Source organism: Pseudomonas sp. R62, from assembly GCF_000257605.1.
GTDB classification, from domain to species: domain Bacteria; phylum Pseudomonadota; class Gammaproteobacteria; order Pseudomonadales; family Pseudomonadaceae; genus Aquipseudomonas; species Aquipseudomonas atacamensis.
The window spans coordinates 2,422,894-2,445,921 of record NZ_JH635998.1 but is presented as its reverse complement, the minus strand read 5'-3'; the positions used below and the strand labels follow the sequence as shown (position 1 = coordinate 2,445,921).

The 23,028-nt window shown below is 61.5% G+C and carries 25 protein-coding genes and 2 pseudogenes; 11 read left to right on the top strand and 16 right to left on the bottom strand.

What is annotated here, in order from left to right:
• Window positions 1-11 precede the first annotated feature (11 nt).
• Window positions 12-1,205: an AlgP family protein gene (locus OQK_RS12000; protein ID WP_016772604.1), complete on the bottom strand. Its 1,194-nt coding sequence runs from the start codon at window positions 1,203-1,205 to the stop codon at window positions 12-14.
• 192 nt (window positions 1,206-1,397) lie between these two features.
• Between OQK_RS12000 and OQK_RS11995 the strand changes: the two genes are divergently transcribed.
• Window positions 1,398-2,063, top strand: a complete 666-nt coding sequence (locus tag OQK_RS11995) for an FKBP-type peptidyl-prolyl cis-trans isomerase (protein ID WP_016772603.1) — start codon at window positions 1,398-1,400, stop codon at window positions 2,061-2,063.
• Window positions 2,064-2,120: 57 nt separating this feature from the next.
• Here OQK_RS11995 and OQK_RS11990 read toward each other — a convergent pair whose 3' ends face one another.
• The 8 genes and pseudogenes from OQK_RS11990 to OQK_RS31205 form a co-directional block, all read right to left on the bottom strand.
• A complete protein-coding gene (locus OQK_RS11990) occupies window positions 2,121-2,579 on the bottom strand; it encodes an Rsd/AlgQ family anti-sigma factor (RefSeq protein ID WP_016772602.1) in 459 nt (152 codons plus the stop codon).
• 181 nt (window positions 2,580-2,760) lie between these two features.
• Window positions 2,761-3,312 carry a disulfide bond formation protein B gene (locus OQK_RS11985; RefSeq protein WP_016772601.1) on the bottom strand — a complete coding sequence of 184 codons (552 nt, stop codon included), beginning with the start codon at window positions 3,310-3,312 and terminating at the stop codon, window positions 2,761-2,763.
• 216 nt (window positions 3,313-3,528) lie between these two features.
• Entirely contained in the window at window positions 3,529-4,767 is a 1,239-nt protein-coding gene (locus OQK_RS11980) for a heme biosynthesis protein HemY (protein ID WP_016772600.1), read from the bottom strand.
• Complete coding sequence (locus OQK_RS31215) at window positions 4,764-5,906, bottom strand: uroporphyrinogen-III C-methyltransferase (RefSeq protein WP_016773671.1); 1,143 nt, start codon at window positions 5,904-5,906, stop codon at window positions 4,764-4,766. Before OQK_RS31215 ends, OQK_RS11980 begins: the two co-directional genes overlap by 4 nt.
• 36 nt (window positions 5,907-5,942) lie before the next feature.
• Window positions 5,943-6,689, bottom strand: a pseudogene (locus OQK_RS31210) (uroporphyrinogen-III synthase); the annotation flags it as partial.
• Entirely contained in the window at window positions 6,686-7,627 is a 942-nt protein-coding gene (gene hemC / locus OQK_RS11970; protein ID WP_016772599.1) for a hydroxymethylbilane synthase, read from the bottom strand. The gene hemC and the pseudogene OQK_RS31210, both read right to left, overlap by 4 nt.
• Before the next feature lie 137 nt (window positions 7,628-7,764).
• A complete protein-coding gene (locus OQK_RS11965; RefSeq protein WP_016772598.1) occupies window positions 7,765-8,511 on the bottom strand; it encodes a LytR/AlgR family response regulator transcription factor in 747 nt (248 codons plus the stop codon).
• A pseudogene (locus tag OQK_RS31205) lies at window positions 8,508-8,669 on the bottom strand (sensor histidine kinase); the annotation flags it as partial. The pseudogene OQK_RS31205 and the gene OQK_RS11965, both read right to left, overlap by 4 nt.
• Window positions 8,670-8,980: 311 nt before the next feature.
• On the opposite strand from OQK_RS31205, the gene argH reads away from it, so the two are divergent.
• Window positions 8,981-10,375: an argininosuccinate lyase gene (gene argH / locus OQK_RS11960; RefSeq protein ID WP_016772597.1), complete on the top strand. Its 1,395-nt coding sequence runs from the start codon at window positions 8,981-8,983 to the stop codon at window positions 10,373-10,375.
• 119 nt (window positions 10,376-10,494) lie between these two features.
• Here argH and OQK_RS11955 read toward each other — a convergent pair whose 3' ends face one another.
• Window positions 10,495-11,154, bottom strand: a complete 660-nt coding sequence (locus OQK_RS11955; RefSeq protein WP_016772596.1) for a glutathione S-transferase family protein — start codon at window positions 11,152-11,154, stop codon at window positions 10,495-10,497.
• 123 nt (window positions 11,155-11,277) lie between these two features.
• On the opposite strand from OQK_RS11955, the gene OQK_RS11950 reads away from it, so the two are divergent.
• The 3 genes from OQK_RS11950 to OQK_RS11940 all read left to right on the top strand — a co-directional run bounded on the left by OQK_RS11950 (window position 11,278) and on the right by OQK_RS11940 (window position 15,035).
• On the top strand, window positions 11,278-11,568 hold the full coding sequence (locus tag OQK_RS11950; RefSeq protein WP_016772595.1) for a hypothetical protein: 291 nt from the start codon (window positions 11,278-11,280) through the stop codon (window positions 11,566-11,568).
• A gap of 196 nt (window positions 11,569-11,764) precedes the next feature.
• A complete protein-coding gene (locus OQK_RS11945) occupies window positions 11,765-12,010 on the top strand; it encodes a TIGR02647 family protein (protein ID WP_016772594.1) in 246 nt (81 codons plus the stop codon).
• Window positions 12,011-12,191: 181 nt separating this feature from the next.
• Window positions 12,192-15,035, top strand: coding sequence for a class I adenylate cyclase (locus tag OQK_RS11940; RefSeq protein ID WP_016772593.1), 2,844 nt, complete (start codon window positions 12,192-12,194; stop codon window positions 15,033-15,035).
• Window positions 15,036-15,044: 9 nt separating this feature from the next.
• Here OQK_RS11940 and rnk read toward each other — a convergent pair whose 3' ends face one another.
• The 3 genes from rnk to cyaY all read right to left on the bottom strand — a co-directional run bounded on the left by rnk (window position 15,045) and on the right by cyaY (window position 16,276).
• On the bottom strand, window positions 15,045-15,464 hold the full coding sequence (gene rnk, locus OQK_RS11935) for a nucleoside diphosphate kinase regulator (RefSeq protein ID WP_016772592.1): 420 nt from the start codon (window positions 15,462-15,464) through the stop codon (window positions 15,045-15,047).
• 254 nt (window positions 15,465-15,718) lie between these two features.
• Entirely contained in the window at window positions 15,719-15,940 is a 222-nt protein-coding gene (locus OQK_RS29250; RefSeq protein WP_016772591.1) for a DUF1289 domain-containing protein, read from the bottom strand.
• A gap of 3 nt (window positions 15,941-15,943) precedes the next feature.
• Entirely contained in the window at window positions 15,944-16,276 is a 333-nt protein-coding gene (cyaY, locus tag OQK_RS11930) for an iron donor protein CyaY (RefSeq protein ID WP_016772590.1), read from the bottom strand.
• A gap of 314 nt (window positions 16,277-16,590) precedes the next feature.
• Between cyaY and lptM the strand changes: the two genes are divergently transcribed.
• From lptM to OQK_RS11900, 6 genes are read left to right on the top strand one after another with little or no spacing between them, the layout of a single operon-like run.
• The gene (gene lptM, locus OQK_RS29245; RefSeq protein WP_016772589.1) at window positions 16,591-16,761 is read left to right on the top strand and encodes an LPS translocon maturation chaperone LptM; all 171 of its coding nucleotides are present in this window, start codon (window positions 16,591-16,593) and stop codon (window positions 16,759-16,761) included.
• A gap of 9 nt (window positions 16,762-16,770) precedes the next feature.
• Window positions 16,771-18,018 (top strand): diaminopimelate decarboxylase, encoded by a 1,248-nt coding sequence (gene lysA / locus OQK_RS11920; protein ID WP_016772588.1) that lies wholly within the window; start codon window positions 16,771-16,773, stop codon window positions 18,016-18,018.
• A 3-nt stretch (window positions 18,019-18,021) separates the two neighbouring features.
• Complete coding sequence (dapF, locus tag OQK_RS11915) at window positions 18,022-18,852, top strand: diaminopimelate epimerase (RefSeq protein ID WP_016772587.1); 831 nt, start codon at window positions 18,022-18,024, stop codon at window positions 18,850-18,852.
• Window positions 18,853-18,865: 13 nt separating this feature from the next.
• On the top strand, window positions 18,866-19,591 hold the full coding sequence (locus OQK_RS11910; RefSeq protein ID WP_016772586.1) for a DUF484 family protein: 726 nt from the start codon (window positions 18,866-18,868) through the stop codon (window positions 19,589-19,591).
• A 2-nt stretch (window positions 19,592-19,593) separates the two neighbouring features.
• Entirely contained in the window at window positions 19,594-20,493 is a 900-nt protein-coding gene (gene xerC / locus OQK_RS11905; RefSeq protein WP_016772585.1) for a tyrosine recombinase XerC, read from the top strand.
• Complete coding sequence (locus tag OQK_RS11900; protein ID WP_016772584.1) at window positions 20,490-21,191, top strand: HAD family hydrolase; 702 nt, start codon at window positions 20,490-20,492, stop codon at window positions 21,189-21,191. Before xerC ends, OQK_RS11900 begins: the two co-directional genes overlap by 4 nt.
• A 195-nt stretch (window positions 21,192-21,386) precedes the next feature.
• On the opposite strand, the gene sutA is transcribed toward OQK_RS11900, so the two are convergent.
• From sutA to OQK_RS11885, 3 genes are all read right to left on the bottom strand, one after another.
• The gene (gene sutA, locus OQK_RS11895) at window positions 21,387-21,713 is read right to left on the bottom strand and encodes a transcriptional regulator SutA (RefSeq protein ID WP_016772583.1); all 327 of its coding nucleotides are present in this window, start codon (window positions 21,711-21,713) and stop codon (window positions 21,387-21,389) included.
• A 101-nt stretch (window positions 21,714-21,814) separates the two neighbouring features.
• Entirely contained in the window at window positions 21,815-22,240 is a 426-nt protein-coding gene (locus OQK_RS11890) for a secondary thiamine-phosphate synthase enzyme YjbQ (RefSeq protein WP_016772582.1), read from the bottom strand.
• 215 nt (window positions 22,241-22,455) lie between these two features.
• Window positions 22,456-23,028 (bottom strand): ammonia channel protein (locus tag OQK_RS11885; RefSeq protein WP_038860885.1); only part of this gene is annotated, 573 nt, incomplete at its 5' end.

The following is a 23,028-nucleotide window of genomic DNA, read 5'->3' as shown; positions in this document are numbered from 1 at the left end:
GCAACCGGCACTTAGGAAGCGCTGGTCGGGGTGCTGCTGACGTTCGACGAAGCGGCTGGCGCTGGCGCAGTCGAAGGGGTCGAGTGAGTGGCGGACGACGGTGCCGACGCAGCTGGAGCAGCCGGGGTAGCGGCAGTGGCAGGCTTGGCCGCTGGAGCGGTAGCCGGTTTGGTCGCGGCTGGCTTGGCAGCTGCAGGCTTTTTCACCGCTGGTTTTGCGGCTGGCTTGGCGGCCGGCTTTGCAGCAGCGGTCGCAGGCTTGGCAGCAGCGGGTTTCGCAGCTGGCTTGGCGGCCGGTTTCGCAGCGGTTTTTGCCGCAGGTTTTGCTGCCGATGTTGCGGCTGGTTTGGCAGCCGGTTTTACCGCCACTTTCGCAGCAGGTTTGGCGGCGGCCGGCTTGGCCGCAGTCTTGGCAGCAGGCTTCGCAGCGGCAGTCTTGGCAGCAGGTTTTGCTGCTGGTTTCGCTGCTGCTTTGGCAGCAGGTTTGGCGGCTGCGGTTTTCGCCGGTGCAGCTTTGCTCGCGGCCGGTTTAGCAGCGGCTTTGGCAGGGGTGGCTTTCACTGCTGGCTTGGCTGCAGCAGGTTTGGCTGCGGTGGTTTTAGCCGCCGGTTTTGCCGCGCTCGCCGCCGGCTTCTTCGCTGCAGTTTTTGCCGCTGGTTTGGCAGCCGCTTTCACTGGCGCCTTGGCCGCTGGTTTGGCGGCGGTTTTCGCGACAGCAGGTTTCGCCGCAGCGGTCTTCGCCGGAGCTTTACTTGCAGCAGGCTTGGCAGCGACTTTCTTCGCCGGTGCTGCTGCCGGTTTGGCCGAACGCGACGACAGAACTTTGCCCACTGCTTCCTGCACGCGGCCAACACCCTGGGCCAGTTTCAGGCTTTCCTGGGCATCGCGCTTGAGCTGCAGAATGTAGCTGCGGGTTTCGGACTGACGATCTTTCAAAGCGTCGAGCAAGTCTTCGAGTTCTTTCACGGCAGCCTTGGCCTTGTTCTGTGCCTTGGCTTTGCCGGCGGTGGCGGCGTCCTGCAATTTGGTGCGCGATTTGTGCAGTTTTTCCTGCGCCTTGCCACGCTGTTTTTCCAGCTTGGCGAGCAGTTTTTCAGCATCAGCCAAGGCTTGCGAGCAAGCGTTTTCCAAATGCTCGAGCAGGCTGCCCGACAACTGTTGGAGTAAGTGCAACGGAGTATTTACAGGCTTCTTGGTGGCCGACATGGTTTACCTCCTGGCTGACGTGAGTGCGGCTCATACTAGACCTCTGCTGATACCGCCGCTAGGGCATGTTGACAGTATCTGCACCGTTGCGTTGCACCGAAGCCGAAATGTTCTGCGCGCGGGAAAAAGCAGTTCACCGATGCAGACGTTTGCACTGGCATAATCCCCCGCATCCCAGGTCGGAGAGTGCCCATGTCGCGCTACTTTATTTTGTCCCTCTGCGTGTTTTTTTCGACGGCGTATGCCGATGAAAAAAACACGGCGAACGATGCTCATGATCTGGCTTACAGCCTCGGTGCCAGCCTCGGCGAACGGCTGCGCCAAGAGGTGCCGCAGTTGCAGATCCAGGCGCTGATCGAAGGTCTGCAACAGGCGTATCAGGGCAAGCCGTTGGCGCTGAGTGAAGCGCGTATCGAACAGATTCTGGCCGACCACGAATCGCGCAATGCCGAGCAGGCATCACGGCAATCGAGCGACGCGGCGATGGAAAACGAGCAACGCTTTCTCAGTGCGGAAAAAGCCAAACCAGGGGTGAAGGAACTGGCCGATGGCATCCTTCTGACTGAACTGGTTCCGGGCACTGGCGCCAAGGCCGGCCCGGACGGCAAAGTGCAGGTGCTGTATGTCGGCAAGCTGCCGGATGGCACCGTGTTCGATCAGAACACCCAGCCGCAATGGTTCAACCTCGACAGCGTGATCGCCGGTTGGCGCACCGCCTTGCAGAACATGCCGGTGGGGGCGAAATGGCGGCTGGTGATTCCATCGGATCAAGCCTATGGCGCCGACGGTGCCGGCGACCTGATCGCGCCGTTCACGCCTCTGGTTTTCGAAGTGGAATTGCGCGGCGCGACGAGCTGATCAGGCATAAAAAAACGGTGCGCTTTCGGGCGCACCGTTTTTCATGAAGGACGTGGATCAGGCCTGAACCGGATCTTCTGCCTTGTGTGCCGTGTGCAGCACTTCGATCAGGCAGTCTTCAAGTTCGAAGCGCTCATGCAGCAAGCCGCCCAATTCCTTGAATTTCTCCGCAACGCATTTGCCTTCGTCGCACAGGTCGTTGAACGCGAGCAGCTTCTCGGTAATGACGTCGATGCGCGGGTAGATGGTCTCGGCGAGTTCCAGACCGCGCTTGTCGTTGAACGCCTTGGCTTCGCCAGTCAGCTGTTCATAGATTTCGAAGTGCCCCGCCGATACGTAATCGACCAGCACGCCGCAGAATTCCTGCAAAGGCTTGCGGCTCTCGGACAGCGACTCAGGCTGCGCACCGAGCTTGTCGTAGGCGCCGATCAGCTCTTCACGCTCCTGCAACCAGCGGTCGATCAGCAGATGAACCCCACCCCAACGTTCCTGAGCATTCTGACAACTTTCGAGCATGGCGATCTCTCTTCCCTTGTGGGTCATGCTGCTCTACACCCGCGCCCCTGTTCTGATTTGACTGGTGGACGATCGGGCAGAGCGTCATCGAGCAACATAAATCCAATGACACGTGCCGGCCAGATTATGCCCGCACGCCTATGGCTTCAAGGTACGCAGGAGATAAAGTTCATACAAGTGTTTAATCCCTGACCAGCAGGTGGTGCGACGCTTCGTCGCTGACCGGTCGTTGCAGAGCGCTCCAGATCAGACGCAACAACTGATAAACCGCAAGGATGGACACGCCGACAAAAAACAGCAGGCTCCATTCCGGGATGCTCAGATCGAACAGTGTCCAGGAGATGTCCGCACAATCGGCGCCGCCGTTGAACATCCGTTGCAAGGCGCAGATCCACGGCAGGTCGCTGAACAGTGACTCCACGGTTGGCGAGCATTTGACCAGTTGCAGCATGGAGTCACTCTGGATCAACACCTGCCGCCACGCAGCGGTGGTTCCTCCCAGACTGGCGCCGAGCGCAAACAGCCAGTACCACCATAAGCCAACGCGCCGAGGGCCATGCACCGCCGCCACGCCGCAGCCGATGCACAGCAATGTGAGGAACAATCGCTGCACCAGGCACAGACTGCAAGGCGTCAGGCCGACCGCGTATTCGAGGTAATAGGAAGCTCCCAGAGCAAAGGCCCCCGCAATGAAAGCCATGAAGAACAAGGAGCGTGAGCAGGCCAACGACATGGCTTTTCCGTAACAGTAGAGACAGACGGTTACGGTAGAGGAAAGCGTGTCAGCCTTTCAAGGCAAGGGCCTGCCGACAGTTCACCGCAGGTGTAGGGAAAACCCGACAGGCTCGATAGGAAACGGTGTAGCGCTCTGTAGGACTTTGTCTCCAGAGCGCGAAGAAGGGGAATTTTCGGTCATCGAAGTTCGCGAGGGAGCAAACTCCCTCGCCATTCATACCTTCGCCGCAACCGGCAAAGGCGCCGCGAGCAGGCGTTCATCCAGCAGCCCCAGACCTTCCTGGAACAACTGATTGCTGCGCTCGGTATCGCCAAGCTGTGCAAGCAGGCGGGCCAGTTCCGCACAGGTCTCCGGATTGCGCTGCACGCGCAAACTGCTTTCCAGATAGTCGCGAGCCTTGCCCCACAGACTGGTTTGCAGACACAACCGCCCGAGGGTCAGCAGCAGACTCGGGTCGGCCGGATGCTCCTTGAGCCAGCCTTCGGCAATCTGCAACTGACGCGCAGGATCACTGCCACGAACCAGACCATAAAGCCGCGCCAGATGGCTGTCGTACTTGCGCTTGAGCGCTGTGCGCAGCACTTCTTCGGCCTCGACCTGAGCGCCCAACTGGCGCAGTTGCTCGGCATAGGCCAGTACCAAAGGTGCTTCCTGACGCTGCGCCGAAGTCAGCTGTTCCCACGCCCGCTTGAGCGATTGCAGACCCACCGTACCGTCTTCTTCGCGATGCGCTGCCAAGGACAGATTCTCACCCCAGGCGCGACGCTCGAGTTCAGCCAGTTCGGCCGGCGGCAGGACCTTGTCCTTGCGCAGCTCCGGCAGCAGACGAATCACCGCCGGCCATTCGCCACGCTGCTGATGCAGACGTTGCAATTGACGCAATGTCTGCGCACTGCGCGGATGCCGTTCATGCATTGCCTGCAAGGTCACCAGCGCACCGTCGGTGTCGCCACGATCAGTCTGCAATTGTGCGTGACTCAGGGCGATCGCCAATTCGGCTTGCGGCTGACGCTCCAGCGCACGCTCAAGCAAACGATCGCTTTCCTCGTACTGGCCTTGTTCGTTCGCCGCACGGGCGGCGCCGAGGTAATAAAGCAACGGCTGACGCTCGGCTTCCGCTGCGCGGGTCAAGTGCCGCTGCGCATTGGCCCAGCGACCTTCCGCCAGATCCAGCTGCCCGTGTTCGATCGCCACTTGCACGCGGCGGCTGCGATTGCGCCGCGACCACGGATTGACCACGCCGGTGGAGGTCATCACCAGCTCGACCAGCACCTTGATGCCCCAGAACAGCAGCCACAGCACCGCGATCACCGCCAGGGTCGCCCACAGGCTCGATTCGTAGCGGAAGCTCTTGTACGCCACCAGCACGTAACCGGAATGCTCGGCAATCGCCAGGCCCAGCGCTGCCGTCGCGGCGATGACCAGAAACACGATTACATAGAGGCGCTTCATGGGGTCGCCTCCTGCGCAGCATTGGCGGCAGGCTTGGCGAACGGTTTCACCGATTCCTCGGCATTGACGTTACGTCGCTCCAGATATCCCTGCACCGCACTCAAGGTGCCGGCCAGATCCGGCGTCTTGACGGTGACCGGTTCCTTGCTCAGCTCGGCGACCTGTTCCAGCATGACTTTGCTTTGCGGATTGTCCGGGTTGAAATTGCCTTTGAGGACATCGCGTGCCTCGGCCAGCGCCTGGGTGTACACCGCCGCCTGACCGTTGAGCGCGGCCCACTGCGCCTGCTCCAGCGCCAGGCTCAGGGCCAGGCGCACCTGGCTCAGGCTCTGTCCGGCCAGCAGCGGTTTGACGTTCTTGTCAGCGTTGAAATCGATGCGGATATAGCGCGAAACCTTGTCCCACCACTGCGCCCAGCGACTGGCGCCATCGCCATCGTTGGTCAGGCCCAGCAGCGACTCGCCGCGATCCTTGTACTCCGGCGCAAGCTCCGTGAGGTCGATAACCTGATCGCGCAGCGCGCCAAGGCGCAGGAACAGCCCGGTGCGATCCGGCTGTTCGGTGCTGCGCAAGGCGACCAGGGTTTTCGCCACTTGCTCGCGCGCGGCGAAGGAACCCGGATCGTTCTGTTCACGGAGAATTTCATCGGCGCCCTGCACCAATGCCTGGGCGCTGCTGATGTCCTGCAACGCTGAAAGGCGCAGGCTGGCCAGACGCAGCAAGTGTTCGGCCTCGGCCAGACGCCAGTCCTTGCGGCTGGCGCCGAGGACGGTTTCCAGACGTTGATTCAGGCGCTGTTGATCGCCCTGCAGTTGCGTGACCAGACGCTGGCGCTCGGCGAGCTCGTCAGCACCGGGCAACTGCGCCAGGCGCTCGGTCAGACGCTGTTCGTTGAGCTTCAGACTCTGCGCCTGATCGTTCAAAGCCTGCACCTGACTCGACTGTTGCTGCGTGTTGTTCTGCAGGTGGCGCACCTGCCAGACACCCCAACCACCGATGGCGACACCGGCGGCGCCGAGCAGCAGGGCGACAATCGCCAGTCCATTGCCTCGGCGCGGCTCTTTGGCCGGTGGTGGAGTTTCAACCTGGGCATCGAGCGCAGGCTGGACGTCATCTTTTGGCAAGGCTGTTTCGCTCACGTATCCATCCTTTGCATTAGAAAACGGCACGGGAAATTCCCGTAACGCCGTCAGCAAAGCCGCGGCACTCGCGCCGCGGCAATCCACAACTGTTTGAGCCCCGGCGGCACGTGCCAGCTCGGCGACCCTCGGGCTCGGTACAAACAACGGCAACTGCGCGATCTTCGGCCAGGCATCGCCGGCCATCTGCCGCAGGTGCTCGAAACCCTGTCCACTGCTGACCACCAGCCCGTTCAAGCGTTCCGCTTCGATCCGCCGTGGCAGCTCGTTTGGCGGGTAGGCTGGCAGATCGCGGCGATACAACTCCAGATACTCGACACTAGCACCAAGCGCGCGCAGGCGCTCGGCGAGCAGTTCACGACCGCCCTCGCCGCGCAGGATCGTCACCTGCGCGCCGGACTGGTCGAGCGCCTCGCGCAGACGCGGCAATTGCAGCAGAGCTTCACTGTCATCGCCGTCAGCCGGGAAGCTGACATCGAGACCATGCTCGCGAAGAATGCCTGCGGTTGCCGCGCCGACGCTGAACCACGGCATGCTCAATGGCGCCGTGCCTTCGGACTTGAGCAGATCCACCGCAATCCGCGCCGCCGGTTTGCTGACCACAATCACTGCGCTGCAAGCGGGCAATCGCGAAATCGCCTGGCGAATAGTGTCAGAGAGCGGCAGCGGAACAATGTCCAGAAGCGGCAGGCAACTGCTGAAAATCCCGTGCCCGGCCAACTGTTCGGCCAGCGCCGCGCAGTCGTCTGCCGGGCGCGTCAGCAGCAGGCGCCAGGCCGTCACTCGTGCCCCGCCTCGCCGTACACCGCTTTGAGAATGTCGTCGGCGCCTTGCTTGAGCAGGTCTTCAGCGACCTGCACGCCCAAGGTCTCGGCGTCCGCGCGCGGCGCGCGGGCTTCGGCACTGAGCAGCTTGCCACCACTCGGCTCGCCGACCAGACCGCGCAACCACAACTGCTCGCCTTCAAGCACGGCGTAGCAGGCGATCGGCACTTGGCAGCCGCCGTTCAAATGTTTGTTGAGGGCGCGTTCGGCGTTCACCCGCGAAGCGGTATCGGCGTGATGCAAAGGCGCGAGCAAGGCGTGGATTTCGTGGTCGGCGCTGCGGCATTCGATGCCGACCGCGCCCTGGCCACCGGCCGGCAGGCTGTCATCGACACTGATCGCCGATGTGATGCGTTCTTCGAAACCCAGGCGGATCAGACCGGCCGCGGCGAGGATGATCGCGTCGTACTCGCCGGCGTCGAGTTTGGCCAGACGGGTGTTGACGTTGCCGCGCAGGAAACGGATCTGCAGATCGGGACGCCGCGCCAGCAATTGCGTCTGCCGACGCAGGCTCGAGGTGCCGACGATGGCCCCGGCAGGCAGCGCTTCAAGACTGGCGTAGGTGTTGGAGACGAAAGCATCGCGCGGGTCTTCACGCTCACAGATGCAGAACAGACCCAGGCCTTGCGGGAAGTCCATCGGCACGTCTTTCATCGAATGCACGGCGATATCGGCCTGGTTTTCCAGCAGCGCAGTTTCCAGTTCCTTGACGAACAGACCCTTGCCGCCGATCTTCGACAGTGGCGAGTCGAGCAGCTTGTCGCCGCGACTGACCATGGGCACCAGCGTCACCAGCAGGCCCGGGTGGGCCGCCTCGAGACGGGCTTTGACGTATTCGGCCTGCCAGAGGGCCAGCGCACTTTTACGGGTGGCGATGCGGATTTCGCGAGGGGACATGGAACAATCCGTACTGAATAGATACGGCGGATAATAACAGCTCAGTCAATTTCGCTTTGACCTGAATCAGAACCGGCGCGGCCTCCCTGGCCTGCCATGCCGGGTAAAAGAACTCGAAAGGCCCGGCGAAGACCGGGTCAAAGCCCCTGCATCATCTTGCGCACACCGGCAACGTGCCGCCGGCTGACAATCAGTGCATCGCCATTGAGGCCTTTGAGGAACAACTGGAAATGTCCCAATGGCGTGCGTTGCAATCGCTCGATGCGATCACGAGCGACCAGCGCATTGCGGTGGATACGCACAAAGCGTTCGCCAAATTCGTCTTCAAGGGCTTTGAGGGGTTCGTCGAGCAGCACCTCGCCGGCTTCGTGACGCAGGGTCACGTATTTGTGGTCGGCGATGAAGTAGACCACCTGATCCAGCGGAATCAGCTCGATGCCTTTACGGGTGCGTGCGCTGATGTGGCTGCGTGGGCCGTTGCCACTTTCGGCAGCGGGACGGGTCAGGGCCGAGAGTTGCGCCCGGTTGGGACGTTCAGCCCGCTTCAGGGCTTCATTCAAGTGTTCGGTTCGCACAGGTTTCACCACATAGCCCACGGCGCTGGCCTGCAGGGCTTCCACGGCAAATTCATCGGGACTGGTGCAAAACACCACGGCCGGCGGCGTCTCTCGTTCGCACAGTCGGGCAGCAACCTGCAGGCCATCGAGGCCCGGCATGCGGATATCGAGCAGCACGATATCCGGCTTGTGGCTGTCGATCAGCGCTAACGCCTCCTCGCCATTCGTGGCACTGGGCTCCAGGACTGTGTAACCCTCGAGCTCGCTCACCATACGGCTTAGGCGCTCGCGAGCCAGGGGTTCGTCATCAACGATCAGGACATTCATATTGCGCTGGATTCCTGCGTGAGTCTCGCACAAGGATAGCGTAGACAGGTGTAGTGACCTCCGTCACCGCGATCCACGCTAAGACTAGCCCGAGCGCCAAAAAGTGCCGTACGTCGGCCAGCAATATTTGCCAGCGTCCGGGTCGTACCGCGCGGAGCCCAGTGTTTCCTGCGTTTCTCACGGTGGGTGACCGTTGTACAACTCACCCGCCCCCTCTTCTTATAGCCAGTGGCCGGACCTTTGCATGATCCGCATTCGCACCGACCCTTATGTCCACTGTAGACGTTCGTCGGAACGATATTGCTCAATCAAAAAATATCCTTTTGTAAATTCCTTGCAGACCGCGCCGGACATGCCTGACACATCCGCGAAAAAACCTATCGACCGGTGTCAGCGACAGGATTGGCAACCCTGTTATTATCCGCGCCAGCGTTTCACGCCATTTCTTCAAGCCGATACGAGCGAATTCATGAGCACTGACAAGACCAATCAGTCCTGGGGCGGCCGCTTCAGTGAACCCGTCGACGCCTTCGTCGCCCGCTTCACCGCCTCCGTCACTTTCGACCAGCGCCTGTATCGCCACGACATCATGGGCTCGATCGCCCACGCCACCATGCTGGCCAAGGTCGGCGTGCTGACCGATGCCGAGCGCGACAGCATCATCGATGGCCTGAAGACCATTCAGGGCGAAATCGAGGCCGGCCAGTTCGACTGGCGCGTCGACCTCGAAGACGTGCACATGAACATCGAAGCACGCCTGACCGACCGCATCGGCGTCACCGGTAAAAAGCTCCACACCGGGCGCAGCCGCAACGACCAGGTCGCCACCGACATCCGCCTGTGGCTGCGCGATGAAATCGACCTGATCCTCGCCGAGATCACCCGCCTGCAAAAAGGCCTGCTGGAGCAGGCCGAGCGTGAGGCCGCAAGCATCATGCCCGGCTTCACCCACTTGCAGACCGCGCAGCCAGTGACTTTCGGGCATCACATGCTGGCCTGGTTCGAAATGCTCAGCCGCGACTACGAGCGTCTGGTCGACTGCCGCAAGCGCACCAACCGCATGCCGCTGGGCAGCGCCGCGCTGGCCGGCACGACCTACCCGATCGACCGCGAATACACCGCGCAACTGCTCGGCTTCGACGCCGTCGGCGGCAACTCGCTGGACAACGTTTCCGATCGCGACTTCGCCATCGAATTCTGCTCGGCCGCGAGCATCGCGATGATGCACCTGTCGCGTTTCTCCGAAGAGCTGGTGCTGTGGACCAGCGCGCAGTTCCAGTTCATCGATCTGCCGGACCGTTTCTGCACCGGCAGCTCGATCATGCCGCAAAAGAAAAACCCCGATGTGCCCGAACTGGTGCGCGGCAAGACCGGCCGTGTGTTCGGCGCGCTGATGGGCCTGCTGACCCTGATGAAAGGCCAGCCACTGGCCTACAACAAGGACAATCAGGAAGACAAGGAGCCGCTGTTCGACGCCGCCGACACCCTGCGCGATTCGCTGCGCGCGTTTGCCGACATGATCCCGGCGATCAAGCCGAAACACGCGATCATGCGTGAAGCGGCACTGCGCGGTTTCTCCACCGCGACCGACCTGGCGGATTATCTGGTGCGCCGTGGCCTGCCGTTCCGCGACTGCCATGAAATCGTTGGCCACGCGGTGAAATACGGCGTCGACACGGGTAAGGATCTGGCCGAGATGAGCCTGGAAGAACTGCGTCAGTTCAGCGATCAGATCGAGCAGGACGTGTTTGCCGTGCTGACCCTCGAAGGCTCGGTGAATGCCCGCGACCATATTGGCGGGACTGCACCGGCGCAGGTCAAGGCTGCGGTGGCGCGCGGTCAGGCCCTGCTGGCCAGCCGCTAGAAGCATCGCGGGCAAGCCCGCTCCCACAGGGTTCTTTGTGGAACACAATTTTGCGTTCGCCCCATAGCCCTGTGGGAGCTGGCTTGCCAGCGATGACTGACTTCAGAGCGCTACAAAATTCACTTCTTGGCAGCAATCATCGCCAAAAACGCCGGCATCGCCGCGTCCTTGTCCGCCGCGATCTTCTGCACATGCGGATTCTGCTCAAGCCGCTCCAGCAGCGCTTTCGCCTGCGGCATCTCGGCCAGCAGATCAACCCCGAACAGCTTCTGCCCGACCGCACAGGCCAGCGGCACGCTGTAGAGGAAATACAAATCGGCAATGCTCAGGCTGTCACCCGCCACGTAAGGGGCGAACTGGCCGTGGCGGCCGAGTGCCGCGAAGCCCAGCAGCAGCTCCGTCCGGGTCTTCTCTTTGATCGCCTCCGGCAATGTCACACCGAAAAACGCCTCGCCATAGCAGGCACGCCCCGGCAACTCGATGTACAACTCGATCTCCTTGGCAATTGCCAATACCTGCGCGCGCTCGAACGGGTCGCTGGGCAGGAGTGGCGTGCCCTTTTGTGCTTGTTCGAGGTATTCGAGGATGATCGCGGTTTCGTTGATATAGCCGGCGTCGACACCCAGCACCGGGACCTTGCCGCGCGGGCTGATCGCCAGTGACTCCGGGGTTTGCGCCGGGTAGAAGGTCACCTCTTCGAAGGGCAGGCCTTTTTCCAGCAGCGCCAGTTTGACCATGTTGTAGTAGTTGCTGACAGCAAATCCGTAGAGCTTGAACATCACAGAGCCTCCAGGCCGTGCGGGGTGGGCAGTGCCTGTTTATAGAACGCCGCGACGTTTCCCGCCAGCAGCATCACGCCGCTGAATGCGGGTAAACTGGCGCCTTTCCCTGAGGAGCCTGCCATGAGCGAGCCGACAGATATCGTCAACGATGACGACGAAGAAGCATTCACCGAAGCGACCCTGATCGAAGCCATCGAGAACCAGATTGAAAGCGACAACCCGCCGGCGGCGAAGGCGACGTTGAACAAGCTGACTTTGGTCGGTATGGACCGTGAGGAGACCCTCAATTTGATGGCCCATGTGCTGGCTTTCGAAATTGACGCGATGCTCGATGAAGATCGCCCGTTCGACACCCAGTGGTACGAAGCGGCACTGCGCGCTTTGCCAGAGCTGCCACCGGAAAAGCAGTAACCACATCATTCCTGTGGGAGCGAGCAGGCTCGCTCCCACAAGGTTTGTTACGCATCCATCCAGCCATCTGCTGCCGCCCGACTACACTGGAATTCGCCTCAAGACAAAATCCCCTGATCCGAGCACTGGACATGCTGCACCAGCGGGTTCACCTTAGAGGCGCTGTCGTCCAATTCCTAGAAAGTCTGGAGTCCTTATGTCGCTTACCCCTGAGTTGGTTGCCGAACTGGAAGTCCTTGCACTCTTCAACCTGGACAGTTCCCAGGAAGGTCTGAAAATTCACCAGACCGCTGCCCCGAAACACATCGCTGCTGCCCAGCGCCTCTTTGAAAAAGAACTCACCGACCAGCCCGATGGCGGTTATCTGACCAGCCTCGGTCGCGATGCCGCGCAAAACGTGCAGACCGTATTGACGATTTTGAAAGAACAGGAAACCGCCTGATTTCTCTGACTTTGCCCACGGGAACTCCTGCCACGGGATTTCCGCGGGCCCGTCCGATCGCTGTCGATAAAAAACTGACGTCAAAAAACAAATTCAGCTTAAACGTCCTGCCGCGCAGCGGCTAAACTGCGGCCATTCCGAGACCCTCTACGTCCGAGCCTGCAAGCCGGTTTGAGCTGACATGACCCGCACCCACGAAATCCGCCCCGACCTGGACGAAGGCATCGACCGCAAGGTACTCAGCCAACTGCGCGCACGTTTTCTCAAACTCAATGAAGGCCGCCTCGGCCGCGCCCTCGAAGGCTTGTCGACGCGCCAGCAAAGCGTGTTGACGCTGTTGCCGCTGTTCTTTCACGTCAATCATCCGTTGCTGCCCGGCTATGTCTCGGGCAGTACGCCGGCCGGGCTCTCGAATTATGAGCCGGACGCCAATGCGCTGACCGAGGCGCAGCGCCTGACTCGCTCGTTCTCTTACAGGCCGCGCCACGGCAGCAACCCGCCGCGACCGATCCACGGCCTGTTCCTGATGGGCAGCCTCGGCACACTGGCCCAGGCCGATCAGAGCGACATGGACGTGTGGGTCTGCCATGGGCCGGATCTGAGCGAAAGCGAGCTCGCCGAGCTGAGCAAGAAGTGCCAATTGCTGGAAGCCTGGGCTGCGAGCCAGGGTGCCGAAGCGCATTTCTTCCTGATCGACCCCACGCGCTTCGTCAAAGGCGAACGAGATTCCAAGCTCAGTTCGGACAACTGCGGCAGCACCCAGCACTATCTGCTGCTCGACGAGTTTTATCGCACGGCGATCTGGCTGGCCGGGCGCACGCCGATCTGGTGGCTGGTGCCGGTTTATGAAGAAACAGCCTACGACGCCTACACCCACACCCTGCTGTCCAAACGCTTCATTCGCGCCGACGAAACCCTGGATCTCGGGCCGATGGCGACCATTCCGCCCGGGGAGTTCATCGGTGCCGGATTGTGGCAGTTGTTCAAAGGCATCGAGTCGCCCTACAAGTCGGTGCTCAAACTGCTGCTGACCGAGGTGTACGCCAGCGAACACCCGCACGTGCAGTGCCTGAGCCTACGCTTCAAGAAAGCCGTGTTCGCCAATCAGCTCGATCTTGATGAACTGGACCCGTACATGGTCGTGTACCGCCGTATCGAGGAATACCTGCTCGCACGCAACGAACCGGAGCGTCTTGAACTGGTGCGCCGCGCGCTGTATCTGAAGGTCAACCGCAAGCTCACCGGCAACAGCCGCAGCCAGGGCTGGCAACGCACACTGCTCGAACGCCTGGCTGGCGAGTGGCATTGGGATCAACGGCAACTGGCGCTGCTCGACAGCCGCAGTCAGTGGAAAGTCCGCCAGGTCAGCGCCGAGCGCCGCGCGCTGGTCAATGAACTCAACTACAGCTATCGCTTTCTGACCCAGTTCGCCCGCAGCGAACAGACTGTCAGCCTGATCAACAAGCGCGACCTCAATGTCCTCGGCCGGCGCCTGTACGCAGCGTTCGAGCGCAAGGCCGACAAGGTCGAGTTCATCAATCCGGGCATCGCCCCGGACCTGGCCGAAGACACCCTGACCCTGGTGCAGTCGCCGAACAAAAAGGAGCCGGGCCAGACCCAGTGGGGCCTGTACAACGGCAGCCTGACGGCACTGGAGTGGGAACACTTTGCGCCGATCAAGCGCAGTCGCGAGCTGCTTGAACTGCTGACCTGGTGCCACCGCAACGGCGTGATCGACAGCAGCACCCGCCTGGCCCTGCATCCGGGCACCAGCGACTTGAGCGAGTTCGAACTGTTCAACCTGCTCGGCAGCCTGCAGCAGTGCATCGCCCTGCCCTTGTCCACCGTCGCCGAAGAGCCCTTGCTGCGCGCCGCGGTGCCCAGCGAAGTGCTGCTGCTGATCAACGTCGGCGTCGACCCGCTCAAGCATCACCGTGATCTGAACATTCTGATGACCACCGAACGCACCGACTCGCTGAGCTATGCCGGTGTGCGCGAGAACCTGGTGCTGACCCTCGATCAGGTCACGCTCAACAGCTGGAACGAAGTGCTGGTCAATCGTTTCGACGGCCCGCATGCGCTGCTCGACTGCCTGCGCGATTACCTCAACAACCTGCCGCGCGGCCCGGTGCAGCCGTCGCTGAAGGTGCGCTGTTTCTGCCACAACCGCGCGCAATTCATTGCCCGCCGCGTCGAAGAAATCGTCGACACCGCGCAGACCCTGTTGCTCAGCGAGTTGAATCACCGCTACCTGATTCAGGTGCAGCAGCACTATCACGTGCTGGAGCTGGTGCCGGGTCAGGTCAACCATGTCGCCCTCGCCACTCTGCCGGCACTGCTCGATTATCTGGGCGAAGAACAACCGCGCTACAGCCCGCTGCATCTCGACCCGATGGCACTGGAAGATCACGACCTGGCGCTGATCCTGCCGATGGGTCAGCCGGAGTGCATTCAGGTGTTCTACCGCATCAGCGAGCAGCAGGCCGAGCTGTACGTGCTGGATGAATTCAATGCGCTGTGGCAGCAGCAACTGCCGTACCACGACGAGCAGAGTCTGTTGGTACCGCTGCAGCGTTTTCTGCAATCGATCCAATACCGCCGTGAAGCGCAATTGCCGATGGACGGTGGCCCTGCAGGCAGCCCCGAGACTTTGTATTACCAGCTGTTGCCGTCAGGCCCGGGGCGCTCGCGCAGGGTCGAAACCCGGCCGGCACCGCAGACCCCGGTGAACAAACCGTTCTATGACGTACAGGCAATCATCGGCAAAGCCGCGCCCGGCGAAGTGCAGGTCACCCTGTATTGCAATCAGCGGGAATTCAGCGAGCTGGAGCATGGCGACCAGTTGTTCAGCGTGGTCGCCCGGGAGATCGTCGAACAGCGCCGCGAGACCGAGCGCTATCGCTGCTACATCACCGACCTCGATCTCTCGGGGCTGCTCGGTGACGGGCACAGTTCAAGCAATCTGTATCTGCGCTACAAGGCAGATCTGGAGCGCTCGTTGAATGAAGCGCTCGAACAGGTTTGAAGCGGGGATTTATTCGGGAAAGGCGCCGCCGTTGACCGGTTGCGATTCCACTTCCAGCAAGGTCAGTTTCAGCGACTTGCCACCCGGGGCCGGCCAATCGATGTGCTGACCGACCTTCAGACCCAGCAGCGCACTGCCGACCGGCGCCAGTATGGAAATCTTGCCTTCATCGGCGTTGGCGTGCTTGGGATAGACCAGCGTCAGGTGGTAATCCTTGCCGCTGCCTTCTTCGCGGCAATGCACACGGGAATTCATGGTCACGACATCGGCGGGCACTTCATCGTGGCCGACCACGGTATCGGCGCGGTCCAGCTCGGTTTGCAGCGCAATCACGCCCGGCGCAGCCTGGTCTTTCTCGCTCAGGCTGTCGATCAGGCGCTCCAGACGTTGCACGTCCAGACGGGTAAGGGTGATGGAAGGTGCGGTCATGATCCAGGCAGACTCCTTTCTTCTGCACAAAAAAAGCAAAACCCCGCCAAAAAAGACGGGGTTTTCACCGTGCCTCGGTGGTTTGAGGCGTTCGCGGACACTATCACAGCTCAAAAAATATACAAGTCACGCCCTTTTTTGCCTGGGTGAAACCCTTGTGGCGAGGGGATTTATCCCCGTTCGGCTGCGCAGCAGCCGTATAGATTCTGGGGCCGCTACGCGACCAAACGGGGATAAATCCCCTCGCCACGATATCAACAGGCTTGGGATTTTCGTGCGGCAGCCTGCTGGCATATCACCCGGCGCCGCTGATCATCGGCCGAGCGCCATTCGCGAATGTCTTCGACGTGACGCGCGCAGCCGAGACAGACTTTCTGTTCGTCCAATCGGCATACGCCCGTGCACGGCGAAGGCACCGCCGGGCTGACGTTGCTGTAGAGCGGTTTCGGCGGGCGAACAAGCGCGGCATCCGTCACGAATCACAGACCTTCGAAATCGAATTCGGCGTCAGCCTGCTGCTTGACGAGACGCTGAAGCATTTCGCCCAATTGCTCTTCGCTCTTGTCGCACATCCAGCGCTCGCTTTCTTCGTCATAGTCGAAGTGGAAGCCACCGGAGACAGCGGCCAGCCACAGCTGACGCAATGGCTCCTGGCGGCTGAAGATCAACTGGCTGCCGTTTTCGAATTTGACCGTCAGCACGCCAGCCGAGCTTTCCAGATCGATGTCCAGACCGCTTTCGTCAAATATGTCTTCCAGTTTTTCCTGGGTTTCATCGACCAGATCGTGGAAACGGGCTTCGGACAAACTCATTGCGGCAACCTCAAAAATGTCTGATCAGGCTCAAGCGCCGAAAGATACGGACGCTGCCGGCCGATTGCAAAGATTAACGACCAAGCACCTGTCGGCCCATCCAACACCGCCCCCGTGGGAGCGAGCCTGCTCGCGAAAGCGGTGTGTCAGGCAACGAGCCTGTTGAATTTGCCGACGCCTTCGCGAGCAGGCTCGCTCCCACAGGGATGATGCGCATCACAGGAGCCCCGCCGGACGGGAACCCCCTCGCATAGGCAAGCTGCCGGGTGGCCGGTATACTCCGGCGCAATTAACGCATTTTCAAGGATTTCGCCATGAAGCGCCTGATCTCTTCCCTTGCTGCGCTCGTCGCGGTTGCCTGCCTGGTTTCGGCCTGTGGTCAAAAAGGCCCGCTGTACCTGCCCGATGACGACCAGGACCCGGCCGAACAAGCCCAGTCTTCGCAGAAGCAGCCATCCAAGGCTCACAAGCACGACGTTTACTAAGGGATCGCCATGGACGCTTTTAACTACCGTGGCGGGGAACTGTTCGCGGAAGGTGTGGCGCTGTCCGCCATCGCCGACCGCTTCGGCACGCCCACCTATGTCTACTCGCGCGCCCACATCGAAGCGCAATATCTGGCCTACGCCGATGCGCTGGCCGGCATGCCGCATCTGGTCTGCTTCGCGGTCAAAGCCAACTCCAACCTCGGTGTACTGAATGTCTTGGCCCGTCTCGGCGCCGGTTTCGACATCGTTTCCCGTGGTGAGCTGGAACGTGTACTGGCCGCGGGTGGCAGCGCCGACAAGATCGTTTTCTCCGGCGTCGGCAAGACCCGTGACGACATGCGCCGCGCCCTCGAAGTCGGCGTGCACTGCTTCAACGTCGAGTCCACCGATGAGCTTGAGCGCCTGCAAATGGTCGCCGCCGAGCTGGGTGTTCGCGCCCCGGTTTCGCTGCGCGTGAACCCGGACGTCGATGCCGGCACCCACCCGTACATTTCCACCGGTCTGAAAGAGAACAAGTTCGGCATCGCCATTGCCGACGCCGAAGACGTGTACGTGCGCGCCGCGCATCTGCCGAACCTGGAAGTGGTCGGTGTCGACTGCCACATCGGTTCGCAACTGACCACCCTGCCGCCGTTCATTGATGCACTCGATCGCTTGCTCGATCTGGTCGACCGCTTGGGCGATTGCGGCATTCACCTGCGCCACATCGATCTTGGTGGTGGCCTGGGCGTGCGTTATCGCGATGAGGAGCCGCCGCTGGCTGCCGACTACATCAAAGCCGTGCGCGAGCGTCTCGACGGGCGTGATCTGGCGCTGGTGTTCGAACCGGGTCGCTTCATCGTTGCCAATGGCGGCGTGCTGCTTACGCAGGTCGAATACCTCAAGCACACCGAGCACAAGGATTTCGCCATCGTCGACGCGGCGATGAACGACCTGATCCGCCCGGCGCTGTATCAGGCGTGGATGGACGTCACCGCGGTGAAACCGCGCGACAGCGCTGCACGCCAATACGACATCGTCGGCCCGATCTGCGAAACCGGCGACTTCCTCGCCAAGGACCGCGAGCTGGCGCTGGAAGAGGGCGACTTGCTGGCAGTGCATTCGGCCGGTGCCTACGGTTTCGTCATGAGCTCCAACTACAACACCCGTGGCCGTGCCGCTGAGGTGTTGGTGGATGGTGATCAGGTTTTTGAAGTGCGTCGCCGCGAAACCGTGGCGGAGCTGTTTGCCGGCGAAAGCCTGCTGCCGGAGTAACCCATGCTGCTGCGTTTTACCAAAATGCACGGCCTGGGCAACGACTTCATGGTCCTCGACCTGGTCAGCCAGCACGCGCACATTCAGCCCAAACACGCCAAGCAATGGGGCGATCGCCACACCGGGATCGGTTTCGACCAGTTGCTGATCGTCGAAGCACCGAGTAACCCGGATGTGGATTTCCGCTACCGGATCTTCAATTCCGACGGTTCGGAAGTGGAGCAGTGCGGCAACGGTGCGCGCTGCTTCGCCCGCTTCGTGCTCGACAAGCGTCTGACCGCCAAACGGCAGATCCGCGTCGAGACCAAGGGCGGCATCATCGAACTGGACGTGCGTAACGACGGCCAGATCGGCGTGAACATGGGCGCGCCGCGGCTGGTGCCGGCGGACATTCCATTCCAGGCGCCAGCGCAGGCCAGCAGCTATTCGCTGGACGTCGATGGCACCACGGTCGAACTGGCCGCCGTGTCGATGGGCAATCCCCATGCGGTCATTCGCGTGGACGACATCAACAGCGCACCGGTGCATGAACTGGGGCCGAAGATCGAGCACCATCCGCGCTTCCCGGCGCGGGTCAATGTCGGCTTCCTTCAGGTCATCGACCGCCATCGCGCGCAACTGCGTGTTTGGGAACGCGGCGCCGGGGAAACCCAGGCCTGCGGCACCGGCGCCTGTGCGGCGGCGGTGGCAGCCATCAGTCAGGGGTGGATGGATTCGCCGCTGTTGATCGACCTGCCCGGCGGGCGTCTGTCCATCGAGTGGGCCGGCCCGGGCGAACCGGTGTTGATGACCGGTCCGGCAGTGCGTGTATACGAAGGACAAGTGCGTCTTTGAGCGAGCAGAAATCATGACCGACAAGCCACAGGTACCCGCCCGACCAGTCGACGAATCAGCGTCCGAGAGCCTCGAGGCAGCCGCGGTTGCCGCCTACCTGAAGGCTCATCCGGACTTCTTCGTCGAGCACGAAGAGCTGCTGCCGTCGCTGCGCATTCCGCACCGACGCGGCGACACCGTGTCGCTGGTCGAGCGGCAGATGACCATCCTGCGCGATCGCAATATCGAGATGCGCCATCGCCTTTCGCATCTGATGGACGTGGCCCGCGACAACGATCGCCTGTTCGAAAAAACCCGCCGACTAATCCTCGCGCTGATGGATGCATCGACCCTGGAAGACGTGGTCATCAGCGTTGAAGACAGCCTGCGTCAGGATTTCCAGGTGCCCTTCGTCAGCCTGATCCTGCTCGGCGACAACCCGGCCCCGGTCGGCCGCTGGGTTACCCACGCCGATGCGCAAACCGCGATCGGCGGCCTGCTCACCGAAGGCAAAAGCGTCAGCGGCAGCCTGCGTGAACATGAGCTGGACTTCCTCTTTGGCGAAGAACAGCGCCAGCAGATCGGCTCGACCGCCGTGGTTGCCGTCAGCCATCAGGGCATTCACGGCATTCTGGCCATCGCCAGCCGCGACCCGCAGCACTACAAGAGCTCGGTCGGCACCCTGTTCCTCAGTTACATCGCCGAGGTCATGGGCCGTGTGCTGCCACGGGTCAACAGCTCGCTGCGCTCGGTACGCTGACCATGGAACGACAACTGGACGCTTACTGCGAACATCTGCGCAGTGAGCGACAGGTGTCGCCGCACACCCTGTCGGCTTATCGCCGCGACCTCGATAAAGTCCTCGGTTGGTGCATCAAGCAGAACATCGGCAGTTGGGCCGCGCTGGATATCCAGCGCCTGCGCAGCCTGATCGCCCGGTTGCATGCGCAAGGCCAGTCCTCGCGCAGCCTCGCCCGCCTGCTCTCGGCGGTGCGCGGGCTCTATCACTACCTGAATCGCGAAGGCCTGTGCGACCACGACCCGGCCACCGGTCTGGCCCCACCGAAAGGCGAACGACGCCTGCCGAAAACCCTTGATACCGATCGCGCATTGCAGCTGCTTGAAGGTGCGGTCGAGGACGATTTTCTCGCCCGGCGTGATCAGGCCATTCTGGAGCTGTTCTATTCCTCTGGCCTGCGCCTGTCCGAGCTGACCGGCCTCAATCTCGATCAACTCGACCTCGCCGACGGCATGGTTCAGGTGCTCGGCAAGGGCAGCAAGACCCGGCTGTTGCCGGTTGGCACCAAGGCCCGCGAAGCCTTGGAACACTGGTTGCAGCTTAGAGCCATGACCAACCCGGCGGACGATGCGGTGTTTGTCAGCCAGCAAGGTCGGCGTCTCGGCCCGCGCGCGATTCAGGTGCGGGTCAAACTGGCTGGCGAGCGCGAGTTGGGGCAGAACCTGCATCCGCACATGCTGCGGCACTCGTTCGCCAGCCATTTGCTCGAGTCTTCACAGGATCTGCGCGCGGTGCAGGAATTGCTCGGTCACTCTGATATCAAAACCACGCAGATCTATACCCACCTCGACTTCCAGCATCTGGCGGCGGTCTACGACAGCGCCCATCCCCGGGCCAAACGCATGAAAGGCGATGATTCATGAGCATTCAGTTGATCACCTTCGACCTCGACGACACCCTGTGGGACACCGCTCCAGTGATCGCCAGCGCCGAAACCGTGTTGCGCGAATGGCTGAGCGAGCATGCGTCGAACCTGGGCGCGGTGCCGGTGGAGCATTTGTGGTCGATTCGCGAGCGAGTGCTGACGGCCGAACCGGGCCTCAAACACCGCATCAGCGCGCTGCGCCGACGTGTGCTGTTCCATGCGCTGGAGGAAGCCGGGTATGCCCACGGCGAAGCGTCGGAGCTGGCTGACAAGGCTTTTGAAGTGTTCCTGCATGCGCGGCATCAGATCGAAGTGTTTCCCGAAGTCGAGCCGCTGCTGGAGCTGCTCGCCAATCACTACGCCCTCGGCGTGGTCACCAATGGCAATGCCGACGTGCGTCGGCTGGGGCTGGCGGATTACTTCAAGTTTGCCCTGTGCGCCGAAGACATCGGCATCGCCAAACCGGATGCGCGGCTGTTTCATGAAGCGTTGCAGCGCGGTGGTGTAAGCCCCGCAGCGGCGGTGCATGTCGGCGATCATCCCGGCGATGACATTGCTGGCGCTCAGCAGGCAGGCTTGCGCGCGGTGTGGTTCAACCCGACGGGCAAGGTCTGGGAGGCGGAGCGCTTGCCGGATGCCGAAATCCGCAGCCTGACCGATTTGCCAGCCGTTCTCGCACGCTGGAATGCCACCTAGAAATAATTTACAAACCCTGTGGGAGCGAGCCTGCTCGCGAATGCGGTGTGTCATTCAACATGTATGTCGGCTGACATGCCCTCTTCGCGAGCAGGCTGACTCCCACCGGGGACTGCATTTGTTTTCAACTAATTGATTCAGGCATAAAAAAGCCCGCAGCGACGGCGGGCTTTTTCAGCAAGCGAGCGACGCGCCTCAGATAGGGCGGCTGCCGTACTTGTTATCCGGCTTCTTGGGCGGATCGGCGACCACGTTGGCCTCCACTTCCTGCACCTTGCCGCCGCGCGCAAGGAATTCTTCCATGGCCTTGGCCAGGGCGTCACGCTCCTTGTTCTTGGCTTCGATGCTCGGCAACTCGTCGACCGATACCGCAGCCTTGGCTTTGCCTTTGGCAGCCGGGGCCGGCGTGTCGTCACCGCCATCGTCTTCGGCAACGTCTTCCGCTGCCGCTTCCAGGCCTTCCTCGGCCTCGTCTTCGTCGCCTACTTCGAGGTCGTCGTTTTCCAGATCATCGTCGCTCATGTTCTACCTCATGACTTGCCAAAAGCAGATTAGTTATAGACCAGCTTTGGCGGCTGTCGAAGCCGCCGTTGAAAAATCTTCTGCCGCTGCCCGGCAGCGGCTCATGCCTGTTCACCGTGCAAGGTGGCGAGGACTTTACGGGCACCGCCATGATCACGGTGCTCGCCCAGATAAATCCCTTGCCAGGTACCCAGTGCCAGCCGCCCTGCCGCAACCGGCAGACTGATCTGGCAACCGAGCACGCTGGCCTTGAAGTGCGCCGGGAGATCATCCGGGCCTTCGTCGTTGTGCTCGTAGCCGTCCGTTCCTTGTGGGATCAGACGATTGAAAAATCGTTCGAAGTCGCGACGAACTGCCGGATCGGCGTTCTCGTTGATGGTCAACGACGCCGACGTGTGCTGCAGCCACAAATGCAACAGACCGACCCGACAGGCCTTGAGTTCAGGCAAGCCTGCGAGCAACTCGTCCGTCACCAGATGAAAGCCCCGGGGCCTTGCCCGCAGGGTTATCAGAGTCTGTTGCCACATACAGTTCTCCGCTCGTTCGGGGCGCATTCTAGCGTGCTCTGAAAAAAAACAAAGGCCCTAATATTCCTGCAGCGATGTAAGCGATTGCCCGCAGAAAAAGCCTCGTCGTAAAGACGACCAAAGCCGTAAGAAAAATCCTTTCAGCCGCTCCCTGAATGACAAATCCCGGACAAAAAAATGCCCGGCGAACCGGGCAATTTTTTTATCGCGCGTACTTACAGGTTGTAGCCGCGTTCGTTGTGTTGTGCCAGATCGAGGCCGACCGACTCTTCTTCCTCGGTTACGCGCAGACCCATGACGGCGTCCAGCACCTTGAGGATGATGAAGGTGACGATCGCGGTGTAGATCACCGTGAAGCCGACGCCTTTGATCTGAATCCAGACCTGCGCGCCAATGTCAGTCACGGTGCCGAAGCCGCCCAGTGCCGGTGCGGCAAACACACCGGTGAGGATCGCGCCGAGGATACCGCCGATGCCGTGCACGCCGAAGGCGTCCAGGGAATCGTCATAGCCGAGTTTGCGTTTGAGGGTGGTGGCGCAGAAGAAGCACACCACGCCTGCGGCCAGACCGATCACCAGTGCACCCATCGGGCCCACGGTGCCAGCGGCCGGGGTGATCGCGACCAGACCGGCGACCACACCCGAAGCAATACCCAGTGCGCTTGGCTTGCCGTGGGTGACCCATTCGGCAAACATCCAGCCCAGTGCCGCAGCGGCAGTGGCGATCTGGGTAACCAGCATGGCCATACCGGCAGTGCCGTTGGCAGCAGCAGCGGAACCGGCGTTGAA

Bases quoted from the DNA above. Each gene is read 5' to 3' on its own strand.
- OQK_RS12000 (WP_016772604.1), bottom strand. From the start codon at position 1,205: ATGTCGGCCACCAAGAAGCCTGTAAATACTCCGTTGCACTTACTCCAA.
- OQK_RS11995 (WP_016772603.1), top strand. From the start codon at position 1,398: ATGTCGCGCTACTTTATTTTGTCCCTCTGCGTGTTTTTTTCGACGGCG.
- OQK_RS11990 (WP_016772602.1), bottom strand. From the start codon at position 2,579: ATGCTCGAAAGTTGTCAGAATGCTCAGGAACGTTGGGGTGGGGTTCAT.
- OQK_RS11985 (WP_016772601.1), bottom strand. From the start codon at position 3,312: ATGTCGTTGGCCTGCTCACGCTCCTTGTTCTTCATGGCTTTCATTGCG.
- OQK_RS11980 (WP_016772600.1), bottom strand. From the start codon at position 4,767: ATGAAGCGCCTCTATGTAATCGTGTTTCTGGTCATCGCCGCGACGGCA.
- hemC (WP_016772599.1), bottom strand. From the start codon at position 7,627: ATGTCCCCTCGCGAAATCCGCATCGCCACCCGTAAAAGTGCGCTGGCC.
- OQK_RS11965 (WP_016772598.1), bottom strand. From the start codon at position 8,511: ATGAATGTCCTGATCGTTGATGACGAACCCCTGGCTCGCGAGCGCCTA.
- argH (WP_016772597.1), top strand. From the start codon at position 8,981: ATGAGCACTGACAAGACCAATCAGTCCTGGGGCGGCCGCTTCAGTGAA.
- OQK_RS11955 (WP_016772596.1), bottom strand. From the start codon at position 11,154: ATGTTCAAGCTCTACGGATTTGCTGTCAGCAACTACTACAACATGGTC.
- OQK_RS11950 (WP_016772595.1), top strand. From the start codon at position 11,278: ATGAGCGAGCCGACAGATATCGTCAACGATGACGACGAAGAAGCATTC.
- OQK_RS11945 (WP_016772594.1), top strand. From the start codon at position 11,765: ATGTCGCTTACCCCTGAGTTGGTTGCCGAACTGGAAGTCCTTGCACTC.
- OQK_RS11940 (WP_016772593.1), top strand. From the start codon at position 12,192: ATGACCCGCACCCACGAAATCCGCCCCGACCTGGACGAAGGCATCGAC.
- rnk (WP_016772592.1), bottom strand. From the start codon at position 15,464: ATGACCGCACCTTCCATCACCCTTACCCGTCTGGACGTGCAACGTCTG.
- cyaY (WP_016772590.1), bottom strand. From the start codon at position 16,276: ATGAGTTTGTCCGAAGCCCGTTTCCACGATCTGGTCGATGAAACCCAG.
- lptM (WP_016772589.1), top strand. From the start codon at position 16,591: ATGAAGCGCCTGATCTCTTCCCTTGCTGCGCTCGTCGCGGTTGCCTGC.
- lysA (WP_016772588.1), top strand. From the start codon at position 16,771: ATGGACGCTTTTAACTACCGTGGCGGGGAACTGTTCGCGGAAGGTGTG.
- dapF (WP_016772587.1), top strand. From the start codon at position 18,022: ATGCTGCTGCGTTTTACCAAAATGCACGGCCTGGGCAACGACTTCATG.
- OQK_RS11910 (WP_016772586.1), top strand. From the start codon at position 18,866: ATGACCGACAAGCCACAGGTACCCGCCCGACCAGTCGACGAATCAGCG.
- xerC (WP_016772585.1), top strand. From the start codon at position 19,594: ATGGAACGACAACTGGACGCTTACTGCGAACATCTGCGCAGTGAGCGA.
- OQK_RS11900 (WP_016772584.1), top strand. From the start codon at position 20,490: ATGAGCATTCAGTTGATCACCTTCGACCTCGACGACACCCTGTGGGAC.
- sutA (WP_016772583.1), bottom strand. From the start codon at position 21,713: ATGAGCGACGATGATCTGGAAAACGACGACCTCGAAGTAGGCGACGAA.
- OQK_RS11890 (WP_016772582.1), bottom strand. From the start codon at position 22,240: ATGTGGCAACAGACTCTGATAACCCTGCGGGCAAGGCCCCGGGGCTTT.